General features: G+C 37.0%; 1 protein-coding gene. It reads right to left on the reverse strand.

Annotated elements, in window-relative coordinates:
• Positions 1–133 precede the first annotated feature (133 nt).
• Positions 134–1,657: a calcium-binding protein gene (locus ACE1AQ_RS03230; RefSeq protein ID WP_253257811.1), complete on the reverse strand. Its 1,524-nt coding sequence runs from the start codon at positions 1,655–1,657 to the stop codon at positions 134–136.
• Between the last annotated feature and the right edge of the window lie 155 nt (positions 1,658–1,812).

The following is a 1,812-nucleotide window of genomic DNA, read 5'->3' on the forward strand; positions in this document are numbered from 1 at the left end:
TAGCACTTAACGCTCTTAACCAGGAATCCACTTACCGACGTAGTCTGGCACAAAAAAGTAAACGGGCGGCCATGGATAATAACTATATGATGGCTGTGCTGAAAGCCTTTTGTCAAGCCTAATTGAGATGCTCTTACCCTGGTGTTGTTTCTAAACTGTAGTCAACAGTATCATTTCCTAAGCCACCGTCTAAGGTATCGTTACCTGCACCACCAATCATTATGTCATTTCCGTCACCACCTTCAACTTTGTTGGCCGCTTTATCCAGAGTAAAAACATCGTTAAAACTACTACCTTTAAAGTTTTCAATTTTGATATATTGCGGAATTCCTGTTCCACTTTTAACTAGATCTACTGTTATTGGTTTACTTGAATTTGAAAAGTCAAGCAGATCAATTCCTTCTCCACCATCAACTTTGATCGTTTTTTCATCAACTTTAAAGATGTCATTATAGGCTGTACCAACAAAGATTTCAAAATTAGTGATTGAGAGAGAGTCCGAGCCTAATTTAACAACTTTTGTTGTACTATCAACCTGTACGCCTACTTTAGGATTTGCAGTGGAAAAGTCAAGAGTATCTTTTCCATCAACAGCATCAAGGGTTACTCCTTGAGGAATTGACTGGATTTTTACAATATCATCCTTCTTAGTAAATTTAAGGGTTTCAATGCTAGATAAATTGTCTGTGTCAGAGCCGACTTTTACTGTTCCACTTATTCCTGTTAGTTTGGGGTCAGCATTTAAGGTTAAAGTTAAAATAATTGGAGTTGATTCTGAACTATAGTCAACGGTATCATTGCCTAAACCGCCGTCTAGAGCATCATTACCGCCTCCCCCATTTAGTATATCGTTTCCTTCGCCACCAAATAGTCTGTCGTCAAAACCAAAACCCAAAAGTTCATCATTTCCACTCGCCCCGATTAAGACTACACCGTTTTTATAGTATTCAAATAACTTGGGATAAGCCAATTTATTAAGAGTACCCAAGGCAGACAATTTATCGTTGCCTTGTGTACCGTAAATTATAGGCTTTTCTTCCTTGTCAAGAAATTTGGTGATACCTTGACTAAATAAATTTTCGGATATTCTGTCTATCCCAAATTTTAGTCCCAAGTAGGCCGCTGGTTTTGCACCCAATAATGGTATTTCCCAGCTAGATATTTTTTTAATCTCTCTATCGAATGAAGCTTTGTTGTATGGTTCTGTTTTTTTACTTAGAAAACCAGTAAAATTAATGAATACTGTTCGACCAATCCTTGACGGATCAACAAGAGGCTCTAAAATAATCCGATTACCAATCCATGCTACTATCCCACCACCATCAAAATCAAAATTGTCTTGAAAAGGTTCAACATAAAAGTTTTGAATTTCTCTAGTACCGTCCGCCTTAACAACAAACTTTGCACTATCAGAAATTTTGAATCTCTGACTGTTATAAATATAAACTCTTTCCGCGTAATCATCTACCTGATCTCGATAGTCGAGATGCCTCATGTTCCACCCATAATCATTGCTTAAACCAAAATGGGTGGCAAGTCCTTCCTTGTTCCAACCGTCATCGGGCATTTTGGGTAATGTAGATACACTAAAAAATTTTTTGACAAGCTCAAACTGCGCTCCCACGGCAAATCGTCCAGGCCCAGCCTTTTCATCCATAAATTTCTGGACATACTAGACCTCTTGCATAATTTTTTTATGGTATAATATAAGGTTTTGCTTTTTTCTCAATTCTTAGATTGAAGTGGAAAAAAGAATAAAATGTGATCTTAGGTCAGGAAATCATCTATAATTTTGCTATGTTTATTAGCAAA

This window comes from Microcystis sp. BLCC-F209 (assembly GCF_041928595.1).
In the GTDB taxonomy this organism is placed as follows: Bacteria; Cyanobacteriota; Cyanobacteriia; order Cyanobacteriales; family Microcystaceae; genus Microcystis.